This window comes from Glycomyces sp. NRRL B-16210 (assembly GCF_000719515.1).
In the GTDB taxonomy this organism is placed as follows: Bacteria; Actinomycetota; Actinomycetes; order Mycobacteriales; family Micromonosporaceae; genus Glycomyces.
Genome location: NZ_JOGR01000003.1, coordinates 142609 through 159834, shown reverse-complemented (window position 1 = coordinate 159834; position 17226 = coordinate 142609). Strand labels below are relative to the sequence as shown.

Genomic DNA, 17226 nt, shown 5'->3' with positions numbered 1-17226 from the left:
TCATGCAGAAGACTCTCGATGAACTGATGGAGCCCGGCTGGGCCAAAGCGCTCGCCCCCGTCGCCGACGACGTCGCGAAGATGGGGGAGTTCCTCCGCGCCGAGGTCGCCGCCGGACGCACCTACCTCCCCGCCGCCGAGCACATCCTCCGCGCCTTCCAGCAGCCCTTCGACGAGGTCAAGGTCATCATCGTCGGCCAAGACCCCTACCCCACCCCCGGGCACGCCATCGGCCTGTCCTTCGCCGTCGCCCCCGACGTGCGCCCCCTCCCCAAGAGCCTGGTCAACATCTTCAACGAGTACCGCGACGACCTCGGCCACCCGCTGCCCGCCAACGGCGACCTCACCCCTTGGGCCGACCAGGGCGTCCTGCTCCTCAACCGCTCCCTCAGCGTCGCCCCCGGCACGCCCGCCTCGCACCGCGGCAAGGGCTGGGAGACCGTGACCGAGCAGGCCATCCGGGCCCTCGCCGAACGCGGCGGCGCGTCCGTGGCGATCCTGTGGGGCGCCGACGCCCGCAAACTCAAGGACCTCCTCGGCCCGATCCCCTCGATCGAGTCGCCCCACCCCTCCCCGCTGAGCGCCCGGCGCGGCTTCTTCGGCTCCAAGCCCTTCAGCCGCGCGAACGAGCTCCTGGTCCAGCAGGGCGGTGAGCCGGTCGACTGGCGGCTGCCCGCCCTTCAGGAGTCCTAGTACGCCCGGGATACGGTGGAGTCGTGGGTATCGAGATCCTGGCACAAGAGTTCGGGCCGGAACGCGACCAGGCGCTGGCCGGGCCGTTCGGCCTGTTCGTGACCGTGTTCCTGGTCGTCGTGACGATCTTCCTCATCAGAGGGATGAACAAGCACGTCAAGCGCCTGAACAACCGGCTCGAGAGCGAGGCCGCCCTGGCGGCGGCCGCTTCGACGACGGCCCCGGCCGCGGCCGACGCGGCCGAGACGAAGGACGGGCCCGCCACTGACGACGCGACCCGCGCATAACCCGGTACCGGACCGATGCCGCGCAAGAACCGCCGCCGGGACGAACCTCGGCGGCAGACTTCAGGTGCACAGGACCCGAGCCTGATCGACGGCCCGAACGGGCCGGTCAGGGTCCGCCGCATCCCCGGCGCGAACGCGGCGAAGGCCTACCGGTGCCCCGGTTGCGACCTGGAGATCCAACCGGGCACGCCGCACGTGGTGGCGTGGTCGGACCACGGCGACGGCGACGACCGCCGACACTGGCACGCCGGCTGCTGGAACGCCCGCGACCGCCGCAAGCCCGGCCAATGGCGCTGAACCCCAACTGAACATCGCGAGGGGCGGGGCCGCCAGGCCCCGCCCCTTCGCCGCCCAGCAGGCAAAGGCCCTTCGCGGTGACCGGGACGCCGCTCCCGCGCGGGCCGCTTCCTCGGGCCGCAATTCGACGCCGCTTCACCCCCGCTCGCTCCGCGGAGATCCGCTCACCTCTGATCGGCGACCGCCGACGATGCCCCCGCTCCACGACCTCTTTCGAGTGACACCGGCGCCGCCGCGCCGGGTTTCTGTCGTACCCGAGCGGGAATGTTGGGCCTACCTTTCCCCGGGTGGGTGGGGGTTAGGGATGGCAACTACTAGGGGGCCACCTCTTCGGCCGGTGCCGACTGCGCCACACGTGGTGTTTCCGGCGCCGTATTCCGGGGATAATCCCGGTGTGGCTGTCATCAGATCCGCGAGCATGCTCCCCGCCCGGCGCGAGGCGCTCACGCTCCACACCGCCGACGGGCTCGAACTCGTCGGCGAAATCGCCCTGCCCGCCGACCGCGAGCCCGAGGCGACCCTCATCTGCGTCCACCCGCTGCCCACCCACGGCGGCATGATGGACTCGCACATCTTCCGCAAGGCCGCCTGGCGGCTGCCCGCGCTGGCGAACACGGCCGTCCTGCGCTTCAACACCCGCGGCACCGAATCCCAGCAGGGCACCAGCCAAGGCGCGTTCGACCACGGCGTCGGCGAGCGCTTCGACCTCGCCGCCGCCGTCGAGTACGCCGAGTTCGCCGAGCTCCCTCGCGTGTGGATCGTCGGCTGGTCCTTCGGCACCGACCTGACGCTCAAGTACGGCCTCGAACCCGGCGTCGAAGGCGCCGTGCTCCTCTCGCCCCCGCTTCGCTACTCCAAAGAGGAGGACCTGGAGCGCTGGGCCGAGGACGGCCGCCCGCTCCTGGCGCTCATCCCCGAGCAGGACGATTACCTCCAGTACCCCGAGGCCAAGCAGCGCTTCGCCGCGATCCCGCAGGCCGAGGTCGTCGAGATCGCGAACGGCGGCCACCTGTGGGTCGGCAAGGCCGAAGAGGCCCTCGACCGCATCGTGGGCCGCATCCTCCCCGAACACGCCCCGCTGCCGACCACTTGGGACGGACCGATGGAGCGCGGCGACACCTCCGCCTACGCGAACAAGACCGTCGCCGCCTTCGGCGGCTTCCTGCCGAAGGAAGGGCAGGAATAGGCCTGTCGGAAGACGATCGGGAGTAGGGCCCTCCTAAGGCAGTACCGGGGTGACGAAATGCTGGAGGGCTCTTCCTACCTGCGCGATCCCGCGACCGCTTCCGTCGGGACTCTCAGCAGCCGAGGAACTCGGTGATGCTCGCCGGCAGCGACGGATCGGCGCAGTCGCCTACGACCACCAGCTCCTCGCCCTCGATCCGCCACGCCAGGCGCTCGGCGGCGTCGCCGCTCCCGCCCGTTCCCCCCTGATGGTCCACTGTGGCGACCACGAACTGCCCGTCGGCCGCGCACCAGCTGTCGATGACCTTGACGCTCTCGGCCTGGTCGCCGAACTGCTCCCCGAGCCGCTCGCCGATCTGCCCCGCGAGCGCGGCCGGATCGGTGCACAACGACCCCGAGCTCTCGGGGTTGGTCGCCGCGTAGGTCGCCAGAGCGGCCCCGCCCAGCAGCGCGCCGGTCAGCGCGACGCCGGCGGTGGCCGTGGCGATCGAACGCAGCCGCGGGCGCAGTCCAATGCGCTCGCGGCTGGGGCGGTACGGGGCGAGTTCGGTGGAGACGGCCACGGTGACGGGCCGGAGTCCACGCCGGGGGAGGAGCCCGGGCGCGACGGAGTCGGGCCTGCGGCCGGCGCTGGGCGGTCCGGCGAGCGGCAGGCGGGTGAGCTGCTGCCGGAGCGTCTCGGCGGTGGGCCGGCGCCGCGGGTCGGGGCTGAGGGCCGCGCCGATGATGTCGGTGAGTTCGCAGTCCACGCCGGCGATGTGCGGCACCGGGGCGGCGCGCAGGAGCGGGTCCGCGGCGTCCTCGCGGGCGTGGCGCACCCACGGCAGGCGGCCGCCCAGGGCCGCGTAGAGGACGGTGGCGAGGGCGTACACGTCCCCGGCGGGGCTGGCGGCCACCTCGCCCGCCACGGCGGCGTCGAGGTGCTCAGGGGCCGTGTACGGCGAGGGCGGCAGCGGCGCGGCGAGCACCGGGGCGGTGACGTCGTACGCGGTGAGTTGCAGGTGGCGTCCGGAGCCGACGAGTATGTGGGCAGGCTGGATCGCGCCGTGGATGAGCCCCGACCGGTGGTAGACGGCCACGGCGTCGCTCAGGGCGACGCCGAGCGCGCGGACCTGCCCGGGGGGCATGGGTCCCTGGTCGCTCAGGAGGTCGGCGAGGGTGCGCCTGGCCGTGCCCACGGCCAGGTACGGGCGTCCGTTCTCGGTGAGGCCGACTGCGGTGCAGGGTGACAGGTGGGGGTGGGCGGCGAGGCCGGTGAGCTTCGCGGCCCATTCGAGGAACACCTCGCGTCGGGAGCCGTCGACGCGCTCATGCGCGACGGTCACGCACAGGAGGTCGGTGGGCGCTGTCGCGACGGTGCCGCTGAAGACGCTGCACACCGTGTCCCGGTGCAGTAAACGGTGTACGGCTGCGGGTCCGACGGTCGTCATGCTCGACATCCTCACCTCCTCAGGGGGTCCGCTGTTCGGTGTCGTGATTTGGCACTAAATGTGAGGCTATCCCATCCGTTCGGTCGAGCGGTAGTCGGCCGCGGGGTTGTTGACCGAACGGGTGAGGCCGTCGAGCCGCATGGTCAGTTCTGGTGAATTGGTCACAGCTCAGTGCCTCCGCAGGCGTCCGGTGTCGTATTTCGGGGGACTTGAAAGGCAACGATTCGGACACGAGACCCATCCGCTGTTGACGGTTGTGGAAAAACGTTGAACTATCGAATCCGTCTTGACCCCAGGGCGTCGTCGGTGTGCACCGGCGCCGCCCAGTACGAAGGAGTACGAATGAACGTCATCCCACGACGTGTTTTCGCAGGTCTGGCCGGTGCCGCGGTGTTGGCGCTGTCCGTCACCGCCTGTGCTTCCGGCGACAACGACAGCGCTGACGGCGATGGAGGGTGCGACGTGAACCTCGGCGCTCTGGCCGCGAGCGTTCCCGAGGGCTTCGGCTCCGACTCGTCCGAGGCGCGCGAGTCGGTCGAGGACGGCGGGCGCGTCGGCATCGCGATGCCGACCCAGACCTCCGAGCGGTGGATCGACGACGGCAACAACCTGGTCACCGAGTTCGAGGCCGCGGGCTTCGACACCGACCTCCAGTTCGCCGACGACGACGTCGCCAAGCAGGTCAACCAGATCGAGAACATGATCACCCAGGGCGCCGACGTGCTGGTGATCGCCGCGATCGACAACCAGTCGCTGACCGGCGTGCTGTCCCAGGCGAAGGACGAGGACATCACCGTCATCGCCTACGACCGCCTCATCCGCGAGACCGAGGACGTCGACTACTACGCGACCTTCGACAACTACCAGGTCGGCGTGCTCCAGGCCCAGTCCGTCCTGGACGGCCTGAACATCGACGAGCAGGAGGGCACCTGCAACATCGAGCTGTTCGCCGGCTCGATCGACGACAACAACTCCTTCTTCTTCTACGAGGGCGCGATCGACACCCTCCAGCCCTACATCGACGAGGGCAAGCTCCGGGTCAAGTCGGGCGAGACCGACATCAACACCATCGCCACCGAGCGCTGGGACGGCGAGATCGCCCAGAGCCGCATGGACAACCTCCTGAGCACCCACTACTCCGGCGAGGACGTCCACGCCGTGCTCTCCCCGTACGACGGCATCAGCCGCGGCATCATCGCCTCGCTCGAAGGCAACGGCTACACCGACGACAACCTGCCGGTCGTGTCCGGTCAGGACGCCGAGGTCGCCTCGGTGCAGATGATCATCGAGGGCCGCCAGTCGGCCACGATCTTCAAGGACACCCGCCAGCTCGCGAGCGTCACCGTCGACATGGTCGTGGACATCGCCAACGGCGAGGAGCCCGAGGTCAACGACACCGAGTCCTACGACAACGGCGTCAAGACCGTGCCCTCGAACCTGCTGGAGCCGTACATCGTCACGGTCGACAACTACGAGGCACTGCTGGTCGACTCCGGTTACATCGACGCCGCCGACCTGGACTAGCAGTCCCGGCACCGCGTCCTTTGGAGGGGCGGCCGCCCTCGCGGCCGCCCCTCCCGACCTCTCTCACCCAGAGCAGCACTTCCATTCGTATTGGGACCAAGCCATGTCTGAAGACATCCTCCGCATGCGGAGGATCACCAAGCGATTCCCCGGCGTACTGGCGCTCAGCGATGTGGACCTGCGCGTCAAGCGGGCCACGATCCACGCGCTCGTCGGCGAGAACGGCGCCGGCAAGTCCACCCTGATGAAGGTCCTGTCGGGCGTCTACGCGCACGGCGACTTCGAGGGCGAGATCGAGTTCGAGGACCGGCCCGCGCGCTTCCGCAACATCCGCGACTCCGAGGCCGCGGGCGTCGTCATCATCCACCAGGAGCTCGCGCTCGTCGGCGAGCTGTCGATCGCCGAGAACATCTTCCTCGGCAACGAGCAGAAGTCCGGCGGGTTCATCTCCTGGGACAAGACCAACGCCGAGGCCGCCCGCCTCATGAAGCAGGTCGGCCTCCACGACAACCCGCAGACCCTCGTCGAGAAGATCGGCGTCGGCAAGCAGCAGCTCGTCGAGATCGCCAAGGCCCTGTCCAAGAACGTCAAGCTCCTGATCCTGGACGAGCCGACCGCCGCGCTCAACGACACCGACTCCGAGAACCTCCTCGAACTGCTCCGCGTCCTCCGCGACGAGGGCGTCACCTGCATCATCATCTCCCACAAGCTGGGCGAGGTGCTGTCGGTGGCCGACACCGTCACGGTGCTGCGCGACGGGCGGACCATCGAGACCCTCGCCACCGAGGCCGACGGCGTCACCCAGGACCGGCTCATCAAGTCCATGGTCGGCCGCGACCTGGAGCACCTGTACCCGCCGCGCGAGCCCTCGATCGGCGAGGTCTTCTTCGAGGTCAGGGACTGGACCGTCCACCACCCCGACCAGCGCGAGCGCGTCATCGTCAACAACGCCGAGCTCAATGTCGCCCGCGGCGAGATCGTCGGCCTCGCCGGCCTCATGGGCGCCGGCCGCACCGAGTTCGCCATGAGCCTGTTCGGCCGCAGCTGGGGATCGGGCATCTCCGGCACCGCCACCATGGACGGCAGGCCCCTGCGCCTGTCGTCGGTCCCCGACGCCATCGACGCCGGCCTGGCCTACGCCACCGAGGACCGCAAGCAGTACGGCCTGCACCTCGACTACGACCTGCGGCAGAACTTCACGCTGCCGGGGCTCGGCAAGGTCTCCAAGCGCGGCGTGGTCGACCAGAGCCGGATCAACGCCGTCTCCGAGCGCCTGCGCACCGAGTTCGGCGTCAAGGCCCCGTCGGTCTACTCGCTCGCCGGGAACCTCTCGGGCGGCAACCAGCAGAAGATCGTGCTCGGCAAGTGGGTCTTCACCGAACCCGAGCTGCTCATCCTCGACGAGCCGACCCGAGGCATCGACGTCGGCGCCAAGTACGAGATCTACGAGCTCATCCACAGGCTGGTCGACCAGGGCAAAGGGGTCCTCATGATCTCCTCCGAACTGCCCGAGCTGCTCGGCATGTGCGACCGGATCTACGCCATGAGCGCCGGGCACATCACCGGCCAGGTCGACCGCGAGAACGCCACACAGGAAGAACTGATGCGGCTCATGACCCTTGAGACCGCATCCGGGGGAGAAGAACTACGCCAATGAGCACCGTCAACGTCACATCCCGCAAGCGCCTGACCTCCGGTCTGCGCCACCTGAACCTGCGGGCCTACGGCATGATCATCGCCCTGGTGTTCATCATGCTGCTGTTCCAGGTCCTGGAAGTCGCCAAGCTCGACCAGAACTTCCTGACCCCGGCGAACATCAACAACGTCATCGTCCAGAACTCCTACATCCTCATCCTCGCGATCGGGATGATGATGGTCATCGTCAACGGCCACATCGACCTGTCGGTCGGCTCGGTCCTGGCGTTCACCGGCGCGATGTCGGCGATCGCGCTCTCGAGCTGGGGCCTCCCGTGGTACCTGGCCGTCCTCGTCGCCGTGGGCATCGGCGCGCTGATCGGGGTGTGGCAGGGCTTCTGGATCGCCTACGTGCGCATCCCGGCGTTCATCGTGACGCTGACGGGCATGCTGCTCTTCCGCGGCCTCACCCTGTGGGCCCTGGAGTCCAAGACGATCTCGATCCGCTCCCAGGAGTTCCGCCAGCTCGGCTCGGGCTACTGGGCGCAGAACGAGAACAACGCCTACCACCTGCCGACCCTCGCCATCGGGGCCGTCGCCGTCGCCGTGATCCTGTGGATCCAGCTGTCGGGCCGCCGCAAGGCCGTGCGCACCGGCGTCGCCACCGGCTCGGCGACCGCCTTCTGGATCAAGACCGTGCTGCTGGCCGGCACCGTCGCCATCGGCGCGCTGACCCTGGCAGCCCACAAGGGCCTGCCGATCATCGGCATCATCCTGGTGGCGCTGGTCATCGTCTACACCTTCGTGACCAACCGCACCGTGTTCGGCCGCCACGTCTACGCCGGCGGCGGCAACGAGAAGGCCGCGATGCTCTCGGGCGTCAAGACCAAGCAGACCACCTTCTGGGTCTTCGTGAACATGGGCGCGCTCTCGGGCCTGGCCGGCGTCGTGCTCACCGCCCGGCTCGCCTCGGCGACCCCCGACGCGGGCACCATGTTCGAACTGCACGCCATCGCCTCCTCGTTCATCGGCGGCGCCTCCATGAGCGGCGGCGTCGGCACCATCATCGGCGCGGTCATCGGCGGCCTGGTCATGGGCGTCATGAACCAGGGCATGTCGATCCTGTCGGTCGGCCAGGACATGCAGAGCGTCATCCTCGGCCTGGTGGTCCTCGCCGCGGTCCTGTTCGACGTGTGGAACAAGAAGCGCGCCACCGGCGGCGGCCTGCCCCTCGTGGGCACCACCCCCGGCGGCTCCGGTGAGGCCAAACGCAAGGCCAAGGACGCCCAGGCGCCCGCCGAGTCCGGCACCGACGAATAGCGCGAGGGGCCCGCGACGCCTCGGCGCGCGGGCCCACGCGAAAGGCCCGGTGCACCGCACCGGGCCTTTCGCGTTCTCGCCTTACTTCGTGGTCACCTTCTCGGCGGCCTCCGTGCTCTGCTTGCTGCCGCCGCTCTGCGAGCGGCCCCGGCCCTTCGCGTTCACCGCGGGCTCCTTGGCCGGCGCCTCCTCGCCCTCGGCGGGACGGTTCGCGCGGGCCTCCTCGACGAGCTTCTTCGCCTGGGCCCGGGCGGTCGCCAGGATCGCCTCGGAGTCGCGCCGCGCGGTCTGCTTGGCCGACTTCGACAGCTCCTCGGCGCGCCGCTTGGCGGTCTCGGCCTTCTTCTCGGCCTCGGTCACGTACTGGTCGCGGTCGGACCGGACCTGCTCGGCGTCCAGGTTCGCCTGCTCCAGGACCCGCTGCGCCTCCGCCTTCGCGTCGGCCAGGAGCTTCTCGCGCTCGGCCTCGATCGCGGCGACCTCGGCGCGGGCCCGCTCCACCTCCGCGGCGGCCTCGGCCTTCGCCCGGTCGGCCTCACCGCGCAGCTTCTCGGCCGCGGCGCCCGCCTCGGCGGTGAGGCGCTCGGCCTCGGCGCCGGCGTTCTCGCGCAGCCGCCGCACCTCGGCGGCGGTCTCCTCGGTGAGCTTGCGGGCGGCGACCTCGGCGGCCTCGCGCTCCTTGCGGCTCGCGTCGGCGGCCTCCTCGCGCAGACGCTGCGTCTCGCGCTCGGTCTCCTCGGCCAGCCGCAGCGCGGCGGCCTCGGCCTGCTCGCGCGCCTTGCGGGAGGCCTCCTCGGCCTCGGCGGCGAGCTTCGCGGTCTTCTCATCGGTCTCGGCCGTGAGGCGCTGCGCCTCGGTCTCGGCCTCCTCCAGGCGCCGCTGCGCCTCCAGGCGGACCCGCTTGGCCTCGTCGGCGGCCTCGGTGCGCGTCAGCGTCGCGCTGTCGGCGGCCTCGGCCCGCACCCGCGTGGCCTCGTTCTCGGCCTCGGTGCGCACCGACTGCGCGAACGTCTCGGTCTCCTGCTTGAACTTCTCGAGGTTCTCGACCGCCTCGGTGCGCAAGTCCCGCAGCTCCGCCTCGTGCTCGGCGCGCTTGCGCTCGGCCTCGGCCTCGGCTTCGGCCGCGATGCGGTCGGCCTTCTCGCGCGCCTCGGCGATCGCCTGCTCAGAGGTGAGCGTCGCGTCGTCCTTGAGCTGCTGGGCCTCGGTGCGCAGGCGCTCGACGTGAGCGACCAGTTGCCGGGTCTGCTCGTCAGCGGCGGCCCGCTTGTTCTCGGCGTCCTGCTCGGCCTCGGCCACGAGCGCGGCGGCCCGCTCCTTCGCCTGGTCCACCATCGCCTGCGCCTCGCGCGCCCGCTTGTTGATCTCGGCGTCGATGATCGCGCGGCGGTCGGCCTCGGCCTTCTCGGCGGCGGCCCGGCGCGCCTTCAGCGTGGTCTCGAAGTCCTTGCGGGCCTGCTCGATCTGCGCCTCGGCCTCGCGCAGGCGCTGGTCGGCGTGGACATGCAGGTGCTGGGTCTGCGCCTGGGCCTTGGCCTTGATGTCCTCGGCCTGCTCCTCGGCGAGCGTCAGCATCTGCTCGATGCGGACCCCGAGATGGCGGTAGGAGGCCTTGTCGCCCGCGGCGCTGCGGCGACGCAGCTCCTGGATCTGCGCCTGCAACTGCTGGATCTGGACCACGAGTCGGTCGATCTGGGCGAGCGCCTCGGCCCTCTCACCCGCAAGGGTGTCCATCTGCAACTGCATCTGCTGGAGGAACCGGTCCACCTGCCGCTTGTCGTAGCCGCGCAGGGCGGTCTCGAACTCGTACTCGACGGGTCCACCCTCGTTGAAACCGGTCAGCAGTTCCGAGTCGTCGCTGAGTCTGTCTTCACGCGCCATACCCTCATCCTCACGTAAGCCGCGTCCCGCCACCGCCGGCAAGGGACCGGATGTGACGGGACGCGGCCGAAGCTGTGGTTCCTCCACCATCGACCTTGGCCACGGTCGTTCTTTACTGTCGTGGCTTCGACGGTAACGCGGATTCGCCAGTTTTACTCGTTGTCGGACTGATCTACTTGTCTTCCGACGCATCGCCCACGGCGCCGTCGAGCGCCCCGCTGAGGGCGCCGCTGACCAGACCGCCCAGGTTGCGCAGGGTCGCCTGGACCTGGTCGCGCTTGGCGGTGAGGTCGGCCACCTCGGACTCGGCCTTCTGGGTGACGCTCTCGGCGTCGGCCTTGGCGTTGGCGAGCAGCCGCTCGGCCTCGGCCTTGGCGTCGGAGACGAGCTTGTTCGCGTCGCGCTTGGCCTTGGTCGTGGTCTCGCTGGCGTAGTTGTCGGCCTCGGAGCGCTTCTCCTCGGCGCGGGTCTCGGCGGCCTTGGCGCTCTCCTCGGCCTCGCGGGCGCGGTTCTCGGCGTCGGAGACGAGCTTCTGGGTCTCGGAGACGGCGCGCGTGTGGCGGTCGGACTCCTCGCGCTCGGCCTTCTCCTTGCGCTCGGCCAGTTCGAGGTCGAGGGCCTGGAGGTCCTTGTCGCGCTTCTCCTTCGCCTCGGCGAAGAGCTTCGCGGCCTCGGCGCGCTTCTCCTCGGCCTCGCGGGCGGCCTTGGCGCGCAGCTGGGTGATCTCGCGGTCCGCCGTGGCGCGGAGGGTCGCGACCTCGCGCTCGACGGAGGCCTTGAGCTCGGCGACCTCGTGGCCGGTGGCGGTGCGCAGCTGCTTGGTCTCGCGCTCGGCGTCGGCGCGGAGGGTCTCGCATTCGCGGCGGGCGTTGGTCCGCAGCTCCGCGACCTCGCGCTCCACCTGGGTGCGGAGGCTGTTGGCCTCGCGCTCGGCGTTCTGCTTGAGGCTGCCGGCCTCGCCGCGGGCGGCGTCGGTGATCTCACGCGATTCGAGGCGGGCGGCCGAGAGGATGCCCTCGGTCTCGCGCTTGGCCTCGGCGCGGTGCTCGTTCGCCTGCTCTTCAGCCAGTCTCAGAATCTGCTCGACCCGGGTGCCGAGCCCGGAGAGCGTGGGGCGGGTGTTCTCCTCGAGCTGCTTCTGCTGCTCGGTGAGACGCTGCTCCAGACCCTGGATGCGCTGCTCGGCCTGGCGCAGACGACGCTGGGCGTCGGTCATCCGCTGCTCGGCCTCGGTGCGCTGCTGCTCGGTCTGAGACTGCTTGGCGAGATTCTTCTGGATGAAGTCATCCACCTGGTGGCGGTCGTAACCCCGCAACTGCACGGGGAACTCCGGCACCGATTGGTCGTTGTCGAAAAAAGTACTGGCGGAGGGCTGCTGCGACATGGACCAATACTTGCAGACGCGACCGCGAATGTCGACAGCAAGGTCAGGGGTTTGTAGGGGTCGAACCACCCGTAACTCTAACCGCAAAACGGGCGAAATCCTTGAAACGACACGGAAGTCGAATCCGGGGAAGTTCACGCTCCGTGCCGCCGTCACTCGATCGGCGTCAAGTATCCGACAGTCCCGGTAGTGATCAGGCGACGCTCCGCGATCACTCCTGCGAGACGCTTCCCCTAGGGGCCCTTCGCGGGCTCGACCAGCTCCACCAGGACCCCGCCCGCGTCCCTCGGATGGACGAAGTTGATCTTCGACCCCGCGGTCCCTTGGCGCGCTTGGTCGTAGAGCAGCCGCGCGCCCCGCTCCCGCAGCGCCGCCGCGGCCGCCTCGACGTCCTCGACGGTGAACGCCAACTGCTGGAGCCCCGGGCCCTTCGTCCCCAGGAACCTCGCGATCGGCGAGTCCTCCCCGAACGGCGCGAGCAACTGCACCTGCGCCCCGCCCCCGGGCCAGGCGACCATGGCCTCGACCACGCCCTGCGCCTCGTTGACCTCGCGATGCACCGCCCGCCCGCCGAGCGCGCCCTCGTACCACTCCAGGGCCTCGTCGAGATCGGGAACCGCGATCCCCACATGATCGATGCGCCGCAGTCCGATTCCGTCAGTGAACGTCATACGATCGAGACTATCGACCAACGGAGGTCCGCCATGAGCGACAACACCGCAGAGCGCACTGTCATCCTCGCAGCCGCTCGCACACCCATCGGGCGCTTCAACGGCGCCCTCGCCGACGTCCCCGCCACCGACCTGGCAGGGACCGCGATAAGAGCCGCGATCGAACGGGCTGGGCTGTCCCCCGACCTGGTCGACCAGGTCCTCCTCGGGCAGGTCCTGCCCGCCGGCAGCGGGCAGAACCCCGCCCGCCAGGCGGCCGTGGCCGCCGGGCTGCCGATGCGTGTCCCCGCGCTGTCGGTGAACAAGGTCTGCCTCTCCGGGCTCACCGCCGTCGGCCTGGCCGACCAGATCCTGCGCGGCGGCGCGGCCGACGTAATCGTCGCCGGCGGCATGGAGTCGATGAGCCGCGCCCCGCACCTGCTGCCCGGTTCGCGCCGCGGCTTCAAGTACGGCGAGGCCGTCCTCATCGACCACCTCGCCCACGACGGGCTCACCGACGCCTACGACGGCATCTCCATGGGCGAGTCCACCGAGCGCCACCTCAAGGGCCGCTCGATCACCCGCGAGGACCAGGACGCCTTCGCGGCCGACTCCCACCAGCGGGCCGCCAAGGCCGCCGAGCGCCTCGCCGAGGAGATCACCCCGGTCGAGACCCGCCGCGGCCTCGTCGACGCCGACGAAGGCGTCCGCCCCGAGTCCACCGCCGCCTCGCTCTCGCAACTGCGCGCGGCCTTCACCGAGAACGGCACCATCACCGCCGCCACCGCCTCGCAGATCTCCGACGGCGCCTCCGCGCTCGTCCTCGCCCGCAAGTCCGTCGCCGAGGCCAACGGCTGGGCCTGGACCGCCGAGATCCTCGCCTACGCCACCGTCGCCGGACCCGACAACTCCCTGCTCGACCAGCCGGCCAACGCCATCGCGAAGGCCCTGGACCTCGCCGGGCTCACCGCCGCCGACCTCGACGTGGTCGAGATGAACGAGGCCTTCGCCGCAGTCGTCCTCGCCTCTGCCGAGACCCTCGGCGTCGACCTCGCCCGCGTCAACCCCGACGGCGGCGCGATCGCCCTCGGCCACCCGATCGGCGCCTCCGGGGCCCGCCTCGCCCAGACCCTCGCCCGCCAGCTCGCCGCGGGGCGGATCGGCGCGGCCGGGCTGTGCGGCGGCGGCGGCCAAGGCGACGCCGTCATCCTCAAGGGAGCTTGATGGCCGTTCGGAGCACGCCGGCCGAACTCGTGGAGGCGGCCCGCGCGGGCGACCGCCGGGCCACCGCCCGCCTCCTGACGGCCCTGGAGAACCAGACCGCGGACGCCGCCGCGATCGCAGGGCTCGTCAAAGGCGGCGACGCCCAGATCATCGGCATCACCGGCTCGCCCGGCGTCGGCAAGTCCACGCTCGTGTCGGCCCTCATCGGCGCCTGGCGCGAGGCGGGCCTGCGCGTCGCGGTCCTCGCCGTCGACCCCTCCAGCCCCTTCACCGGCGGCGCGATCCTCGGCGACCGCGTCCGCATGGCCGACCACGCCCTCGACGCGGGCGTGTACATCCGCTCGGTCGCCACCCGCGGCCACCTCGGCGGCCTCGCCGCCACCACCGGCGCGGCCGTGCGCCTGCTCGAAGGCCTCGGCTTCGACGTCGTCATCGTCGAGACCGTCGGGGTCGGCCAGGCCGAGGTCGAGATCGCGAGCCTCGCCGACACCACCCTGCTGCTGCTCGCCCCCGGCATGGGCGACGGCATCCAGGCCGTCAAGGCCGGCGTCGTGGAGATCGCCGACGTCTACGTCGTCAACAAGGCCGACCGGCCCGGCGCCGACGGCGCGGTGCGGGACCTGCGCGCCATGATGAGCCTCGTGCGCCGCGAGCCCGGCGAATGGCGCCAGCCCATCTGCACCACCGTCGCCTCCGAGGCCAAGGGCGTCGACGATCTGGTGGCCGCCATAGCGAAGCACCACGACTGGCTCGCCGGAGCCGACCGGCTCGCCGACAAGCGCCGCCGCCGCGCCGCCGCGGAGATCCGCGCCCGCGTCGACGCGGCCCTGCGCGAGCGCTACCGGGTGAGCGAGGATCTGGCCGAGGCGGTCGCCGACGGCGAGACCGACGTGGCCTCGGCCGTGCGGAGGGTCCTGGGCGACACCGGCTAAACCACTTCGCGTCCGGGGCCGCGCGCTCTCTACACTTGACTGGTGACCGACGCAGCGAAGAAGACACCGGACCTGGAAACCCATCTTCCGAAGACGTACGCGCCCGTAGAGGTAGAGGCGCGACGCTACGAGAAGTGGGTAGCGGACGGTCGCTTCAAGGCTGCCGACGACTCCGACCGCGAGGGCTACGCCATCGTGATCCCGCCGCCGAACGTGACCGGCCAGCTCCACCTCGGCCACGCGCTCGACCACACCCTCATCGACACCCTCGTGCGCCGCGAGCGCATGCGCGGCAAGGAGTCCCTGTTCCTGCCGGGCACCGACCACGCCGGCATCTCGACGCAGAACGTGGTGGAGCGCCAGCTCGCCGACAAGGAGGGCCTCTCGCGCCACGACCTGGGCCGCGAGGGCTTCATCGAGCGCGTGTGGGAGTGGAAGGACGTCTACCACGAGCGCATCACCGCGCAGATGAAGAAGATCGGCGACGGCGTCGACTGGGACCGCGAGCGGTTCACGCTCGACGAGGGCCTGTCCAACGCCGTGCAGACGATGTTCAAGCGCATGTACGACGACGGGATGATCTACCGCGCCGAGCGCATCATCAACTGGTGCCCGCGCTGCATGACCGCCCTGTCGGACATCGAGGTCGAGCACCAGGAGGACGCCGGCGAGCTCGTGTCGATGCGCTACGGCGACGGCGACGCCTCGATCGTGGTCGCCACGACCCGCCTGGAGACGATGCTCGGCGACACCGCCGTGGCCGTCCACCCCGACGACGAGCGCTACCGCCACCTGCTCGGCACGACCGTGGAGGTGCCCTTCACCGGGCGCCGCATCCCGATCGTCGCCGACTCCCACGTCGACCCCGAGTTCGGGACCGGCGCGGTGAAGGTGACCCCCGCGCACGACCCGAACGACTTCGCGATCGGTCGGCGCCACGACCTGGAGTCGATCCTGATCATGGACGAGCGCGGCGTCATCACCGCGCACGGCCCCTTCCAGGGCCTCGACCGGTTCGAGGCGCGCTCGGCGATCGCCGCCGCGCTCCGCGCCGAGGGCCGGATCGTGGCCGAGAAGCGCCCGTACCTGCACGCGGTGGGCCACTGCGAGCGCTGCGACACCACGGTGGAGCCGCGCCTTTCGAAGCAGTGGTTCGTGAAGGTGGAGCGCCTCGCGAAGTCCGCCGGCGACGCGGTCCGCAGCGGCGAGACGAAGATCCACCCGCCAGAGATGGAGAAGCGCTTCTTCTCGTGGGTGGACAACCTCCTCGACTGGTGCATCTCGCGCCAGCTGTGGTGGGGCCACCGCATCCCGATCTGGTACGGCCCGAACGGCGAAGAGGTGTGCGTGGGCCCTGGGGAGACCGCCCCCGAGGGCTACGTGCAGGACCCGGACGTGCTCGACACGTGGTTCTCCTCGGGGCTGTGGCCGTTCTCCACGTTCGGCTGGCCCGAGTCCACGCCCGCGCTCGACAAGTTCTATCCGACCGCGGTGCTGGTGACCGGCTGGGACATCATCTTCTTCTGGGTGGTCCGGATGATGATGTTCGGGACCTACGCGATGGGCAGGGCGCCCTTCAGCGAGGTGTTCCTGCACGGCCTCATCCGCGACAAGCAGGGCAAGAAGATGTCGAAGTCCTCCGGGAACGGCATCGACCCGCTCGAGGTGGTCGACCAGTACGGGGCCGACGCCCTGCGGTTCATGCTCGCGCGCGACGCGAACCCCGGCGCGGACTCGATCGCCTCGATCGAGCTGGCCGAGATCAGCCGGAACTTCTGCAACAAGCTGTGGAACGGCACCCGGTTCGCCCTCATGAGCGGCGCCACGGTCGAAGGCGACCTGCCCGCCGACCTCTCGCTGATCGACCGCTGGGTCCTGTCGCGACTGTCGCGCACGGTCACCGCGGTGGACGCCTACCTGGAGGAGTACGAGTTCGCCAAGGCGATGGACACGCTCTACCACTTCGCGTGGGACGACGTGTTCGACGTGTACCTGGAGCTGACCAAGCCGGTGCTCGGCGGCGGCGGCCGAGCGGCCGACGACACCCGCCGGGTGCTCGGCCACGTCTTCGACCAGCTGCTGCGCCTGCTGCACCCGGTGATCCCGTTCGTCACCGAGGAGCTCTGGCTGACCCTCACCGGCACCGAGGCGCAAGGCGACTCGCTCACCGTGGCCGCCTGGCCGACCCCGGCCGGGACCGACGAGGAGGCCGAGCGCCTCGTGGCCGCCCTCCAGCACATCGTCGTGGAGGTGCGCCGCTTCCGCTCCGACCAGGGCGTCAAGCCCAGCCAGGCCGTGGCCGCGCGCATCACCGGCCTCGAAGCGGCCGGCCTCGCCGACCAGGAATGGCTCGTCCGCGCGTTCGTGAAGCTCGACCCCGAAGGCGAGGGCTTCGCGCCCTCGGCCGAACTCGCGGTGTCCGACCAGGTCACCGTCGCGCTCGACACCTCGGGGACCATCGACGTCGCGGCCGAGCGGGCCCGTCTCGAGAAGGCCCTCAAGGCCGCCGAGAAGGAGCTGTCGGGCACCACCGCGAAGCTCGGCAACGAGGCGTTCCTCGCGAAGGCCCCCGACGCCGTGGTCGACAAGATCAAGACCCGCAAGGCGACCGCCGAGGCCGACATCGCGCGGATCACCGCGCAGCTCCAGCGGCTCGCGTAAGAAGAACTAGTGAAGGGCGGTCGCCCGCGAAGGCGACCGCCCGCACCGGACGGGCCCGCGCGAGGCGGCCCGCAAGTGCCGCCGCAGCGCCACGAGCGCGGCCCGCGAGCCGCGCCAATGGGGG

At 70.5% G+C, this 17226-nt stretch carries 14 protein-coding genes; 10 read left to right on the top strand and 4 right to left on the bottom strand.

Going from position 1 to position 17226, the window contains the following annotated elements:
- Nucleotides 1–2 precede the first annotated feature (2 nt).
- The 4 genes from IF12_RS0105070 to IF12_RS0105055 all read left to right on the top strand — a co-directional run bounded on the left by IF12_RS0105070 (nucleotide 3) and on the right by IF12_RS0105055 (nucleotide 2462).
- Entirely contained in the window at nucleotides 3–692 is a 690-nt protein-coding gene (locus IF12_RS0105070; protein ID WP_030155285.1) for a uracil-DNA glycosylase, read from the top strand.
- Nucleotides 693–715: 23 nt separating this feature from the next.
- Nucleotides 716–979 carry a hypothetical protein gene (locus IF12_RS0105065; RefSeq protein WP_035748391.1) on the top strand — a complete coding sequence of 88 codons (264 nt, stop codon included), beginning with the start codon at nucleotides 716–718 and terminating at the stop codon, nucleotides 977–979.
- A gap of 15 nt (nucleotides 980–994) precedes the next feature.
- The gene (locus tag IF12_RS0105060; RefSeq protein WP_030155275.1) at nucleotides 995–1276 is read left to right on the top strand and encodes a hypothetical protein; all 282 of its coding nucleotides are present in this window, start codon (nucleotides 995–997) and stop codon (nucleotides 1274–1276) included.
- Nucleotides 1277–1694: 418 nt separating this feature from the next.
- Nucleotides 1695–2462: an alpha/beta hydrolase gene (locus IF12_RS0105055; RefSeq protein WP_030155273.1), complete on the top strand. Its 768-nt coding sequence runs from the start codon at nucleotides 1695–1697 to the stop codon at nucleotides 2460–2462.
- A 112-nt stretch (nucleotides 2463–2574) separates the two neighbouring features.
- Here IF12_RS0105055 and IF12_RS0105050 read toward each other — a convergent pair whose 3' ends face one another.
- Nucleotides 2575–3891 carry a protein kinase gene (locus tag IF12_RS0105050; RefSeq protein WP_166659623.1) on the bottom strand — a complete coding sequence of 439 codons (1317 nt, stop codon included), beginning with the start codon at nucleotides 3889–3891 and terminating at the stop codon, nucleotides 2575–2577.
- A 342-nt stretch (nucleotides 3892–4233) separates the two neighbouring features.
- Between IF12_RS0105050 and chvE the strand changes: the two genes are divergently transcribed.
- The 3 genes from chvE to mmsB all read left to right on the top strand — a co-directional run bounded on the left by chvE (nucleotide 4234) and on the right by mmsB (nucleotide 8370).
- Nucleotides 4234–5415 carry a multiple monosaccharide ABC transporter substrate-binding protein gene (gene chvE, locus IF12_RS0105040; protein WP_081913207.1) on the top strand — a complete coding sequence of 394 codons (1182 nt, stop codon included), beginning with the start codon at nucleotides 4234–4236 and terminating at the stop codon, nucleotides 5413–5415.
- Between the two features lie 103 nt (nucleotides 5416–5518).
- On the top strand, nucleotides 5519–7072 hold the full coding sequence (gene mmsA / locus IF12_RS0105035; protein WP_030155267.1) for a multiple monosaccharide ABC transporter ATP-binding protein: 1554 nt from the start codon (nucleotides 5519–5521) through the stop codon (nucleotides 7070–7072).
- Nucleotides 7069–8370 carry a multiple monosaccharide ABC transporter permease gene (mmsB, locus tag IF12_RS0105030; RefSeq protein WP_030155265.1) on the top strand — a complete coding sequence of 434 codons (1302 nt, stop codon included), beginning with the start codon at nucleotides 7069–7071 and terminating at the stop codon, nucleotides 8368–8370. The genes mmsA and mmsB overlap by 4 nt, the downstream gene beginning before the upstream one ends.
- An 81-nt stretch (nucleotides 8371–8451) precedes the next feature.
- Here the strand turns inward: mmsB and IF12_RS0105025 are convergent, their stop codons facing one another.
- The 3 genes from IF12_RS0105025 to mce form a co-directional block, all read right to left on the bottom strand.
- Complete coding sequence (locus IF12_RS0105025; protein WP_030155263.1) at nucleotides 8452–10251, bottom strand: DivIVA domain-containing protein; 1800 nt, start codon at nucleotides 10249–10251, stop codon at nucleotides 8452–8454.
- Between the two features lie 172 nt (nucleotides 10252–10423).
- Entirely contained in the window at nucleotides 10424–11635 is a 1212-nt protein-coding gene (locus tag IF12_RS0105020) for a cell division protein DivIVA (protein ID WP_030155261.1), read from the bottom strand.
- Nucleotides 11636–11868: 233 nt separating this feature from the next.
- Nucleotides 11869–12306, bottom strand: coding sequence for a methylmalonyl-CoA epimerase (gene mce / locus IF12_RS0105015; protein ID WP_051703981.1), 438 nt, complete (start codon nucleotides 12304–12306; stop codon nucleotides 11869–11871).
- A 33-nt stretch (nucleotides 12307–12339) separates the two neighbouring features.
- On the opposite strand from mce, the gene IF12_RS0105010 reads away from it, so the two are divergent.
- From IF12_RS0105010 to IF12_RS0105000, 3 genes are read left to right on the top strand one after another with little or no spacing between them, the layout of a single operon-like run.
- Nucleotides 12340–13509 carry an acetyl-CoA C-acyltransferase gene (locus IF12_RS0105010; protein ID WP_030155252.1) on the top strand — a complete coding sequence of 390 codons (1170 nt, stop codon included), beginning with the start codon at nucleotides 12340–12342 and terminating at the stop codon, nucleotides 13507–13509.
- Nucleotides 13509–14441 carry a methylmalonyl Co-A mutase-associated GTPase MeaB gene (meaB, locus tag IF12_RS0105005; RefSeq protein WP_030155250.1) on the top strand — a complete coding sequence of 311 codons (933 nt, stop codon included), beginning with the start codon at nucleotides 13509–13511 and terminating at the stop codon, nucleotides 14439–14441. Before IF12_RS0105010 ends, meaB begins: the two co-directional genes overlap by 1 nt.
- A gap of 42 nt (nucleotides 14442–14483) precedes the next feature.
- Nucleotides 14484–17102, top strand: a complete 2619-nt coding sequence (locus IF12_RS0105000) for a valine--tRNA ligase (protein ID WP_030155248.1) — start codon at nucleotides 14484–14486, stop codon at nucleotides 17100–17102.
- The last annotated feature ends 124 nt before the right edge of the window (nucleotides 17103–17226 follow it).